This window comes from Nonomuraea cypriaca, assembly GCF_015645445.1.
Lineage (GTDB): Bacteria > Actinomycetota > Actinomycetes > Streptosporangiales > Streptosporangiaceae > Nonomuraea > Nonomuraea cypriaca.
In genome coordinates, this window is sequence record NZ_JADOGI010000455.1 from 1 (window position 1) to 2,737 (window position 2,737).

Annotated in this window: 3 protein-coding genes; all 3 read right to left on the reverse strand. The window is 69.1% G+C overall.

Translation table 11 applies throughout. The annotated features are described in order from the left end of the window. Window positions 1-69 precede the first annotated feature (69 nt). From istB to istA, 3 genes are read right to left on the reverse strand one after another with little or no spacing between them, the layout of a single operon-like run. A complete protein-coding gene (gene istB / locus ITP53_RS54710) occupies window positions 70-858 on the reverse strand; it encodes an IS21-like element helper ATPase IstB (RefSeq protein WP_195903372.1) in 789 nt (262 codons plus the stop codon). Then, a complete protein-coding gene (locus tag ITP53_RS54715; RefSeq protein ID WP_195903373.1) occupies window positions 858-1,406 on the reverse strand; it encodes a hypothetical protein in 549 nt (182 codons plus the stop codon). The genes istB and ITP53_RS54715 overlap by 1 nt, the downstream gene beginning before the upstream one ends. Continuing rightward, window positions 1,403-2,656 (reverse strand): IS21 family transposase, encoded by a 1,254-nt coding sequence (gene istA / locus ITP53_RS54720; RefSeq protein WP_195903374.1) that lies wholly within the window; start codon window positions 2,654-2,656, stop codon window positions 1,403-1,405. Before istA ends, ITP53_RS54715 begins: the two co-directional genes overlap by 4 nt. Window positions 2,657-2,737: the final 81 nt, after the last annotated feature.

The following is a 2,737-nucleotide window of genomic DNA, read 5'->3' on the forward strand; positions in this document are numbered from 1 at the left end:
TGTCAACACCGCCTCAAAACTGACCCCTTTCCAACGTCTGAAATCTGACCCCCTGACTCGTGTTGATGGTTACTGTGTGTCGCGGTCGGCGGCGGGAGGGCGGCCGAGGTCGCGGTTCTTGAGCCGGTAGCTGTCGCCTTTGAGGGAGATCACTTCGGCGTGGTGGACGAGTCGGTCGATCATCGCGGCGGCGACGGTGTCGTCGCCGAAGACCTCGCCCCAGCGGCCGAAGGGTTTGTTGCTGGTGACGATGAGGCTGGCGCGTTCGTAGCGGGCCGAGACCAGTTGGAAGAACAGGTTGGCGGCGTGGGCTTCGAAGGGGATGTAGCCGATCTCGTCGATGATCAGGAGCGGGTAGCGGCCGAGGCGGGTGAGTTCGTCGTGCAGGCGGCCGGCGGTGTGCGCGTCGGCCAGGCGGGCGACCCATTCGGCGGCGGTGGCGAATTGGACGCGGTGCCCGGCTTGGCAGGCGCGGATGCCGATTCCTGTCGCGATGTGTGTTTTGCCGGTTCCGGGCGGCCCGAGGAGTACGGCGTTGTCTTTGGCGACGATGAAGTCGAGGGCGGCCAGGTGGGTGACGACGTCGCGTTTGACCGAGCGCTGGTGGTCGAAGTCGAAGTCCTCGATGGTCTTGCGGGCGGGGAAACTGGCGGCTTTGATGCGGCCTTCGGCGCCGTGGGCGTCGCGGGAGGCGACCTCGCGTTGCAGGCAGGCGGCCAGGAACTCCTCGAATGTCCAGCCCTGGTCGCGGGCTTGGTCGGCGAGGCGGGGCACGGCATCGCGCAGGGTGGGGGCTTTCAGGGCCCGGGTGAGGTAGGCGATCTCGGAGGTGACGTCGCGTCCGGTTTTGGCGGCCATTACCGCCTCGCCTCCTTCGGTTCTTGCCCGGCGTGGGGGTGGGGGGCCGGGCTGGGGTGGTCCAGTTCGGTGATCCATCGCCATCCGGCCGGCAGGCGCGTGTTGTCATCGTCGGGGCCGGTGCAGGCCAGGGTGCCGTCGGGGGCCATGGCCAGGGCTGCGCCCTGGCCATGGATCGATACCTCCACCTCGGTCCAGGCGTGGATGGGCAGCCCGGCGGCGGTCCCGTTCACGCTCAGCCAGCAGGTGCGTTTGCCCGGCCGGTGGTCGTGCTCTTGCAAGATGCGGCTCTGCAGCACGTTCGCCAGCCGGATGAGCACCTGAGCCCGCTCGGCCGGCGAGCGGTGCGGGTCGACCTGGATGCTGATCCGGGTGTCGTCGCAGGTGACGCTGACCCCGCTGACATGGGCGCATTCCAGCAGGTCGGCGGCGGTCCGCATGGCCGTGGCCGTCACCGATGCCGAACTGCTCAGCGCGAACGGTGCCACTCCATCCGGCGTGGACGGCGTGGACGGCGTGGACGGCGTGGAGGAGGTGCTGAGTGTCATGACGCCCCCTGGCTGGTCAGGCCGTCATAGACGGCCAGCGACCGCTCTTCGACCTCCACTTCGGCCTTGGCCGCCCCCGTCCCGGGCGCCGCAGCCGAGCGGGCGGTCAATTTGGCAGCGGTGGCCTGAGCGCGCAGCTGGCGGGCCAACTCGGCGTGGGCGGGATCGGTGATGGTCTGATGCGCCGCCCAGCAGCGCTCGTGGGAGGCGACCCGGCGGCCCTGGCAGTACACGCTCACGCGCTCCAGGTCGGCGTGCACGGCCACCCGCTGGCCGATCACGCGCGGGTCGACGGAGTAGTCGCAGGTGTCCAGCCGCACCCAGTGATCACGCGGTAACCGGATCTGGTTGTGCCAGCCCAGTTGCCCACTCTGGATCGGCGGCAGCTCCAGCATCGCGGCCCGGTCGGCGGCGATCCGGTCGGCCGGCGCGCACTGCAGCCGCCGCTTGCGGCGCGAGGCGATCACCGTCAGCCAGGCCGCCAGCTGGGCGTTGAAGTCGGCCGGACCGGTGAAGACACGGCCGGGCAGGAAGGAGGTCTCGAAGTATTGGTTGGCCCGCTCGACGACGCCCTTGGACTCCGGCTCCCGCGGCGGCAGGACGATCACCTTGGTGGCCAGCAGGCCACGCAGCGCGTTGTACTGGCCCGACAGCAGCGGCGCACGACCGCTGCGATACTTGCCGACCCCGCCCTCGTTGTCCCACACCAGCGCCCGCGGCACCGCCCCCAGCTGTTCCAGCAACGCCCAGGTGGCCAGCACCAGGTCCTCGGCATGCCGGGAAGGGATCATCCGCGCCAGCGTCCAGCGGGAATAGCCCGACACCATGACCAGCACCGGCGGCACCTCGACCAGGCCCGGCAACGTGATCGGCGGAAACCACAGATCACACTGGGCCAGCTCGCCCGGCTCGTAGACGGTCCGCGAGGCGGGATCCACCGGCAGATAGGCCGGGCGCAGCTCGCGTACCCGCTCGCGCAGCACGGTGATGGAGTTGCTCCAGCCGATCCGCTCGGCGATCGTCGTGGCGGGCATCCGCGCATCCAGCTCCAACTGCGCCCGGATCTGTGGCTCGACCGCGTCCACGATCGACCCTGTGGCCGCCCGCTCGTACTTGGGGACCTCGATGGCGCGAACCGCACGCCGCACGGTGTTCTTCGAGATCCCCAACATCCGGGCGATCGCCTTGATCGGCATCTTCTCGGCCCGGTGCAGACGGCGGATCTCTGCCCAGTCATCCACTGTGATCACATCCCTTTCTGTCACCTGTGGTGACCAAGGGGGTCAGTTTTCACACGTTGTCTGGGGGTCAGTATTCAAGGCTCGTCGACA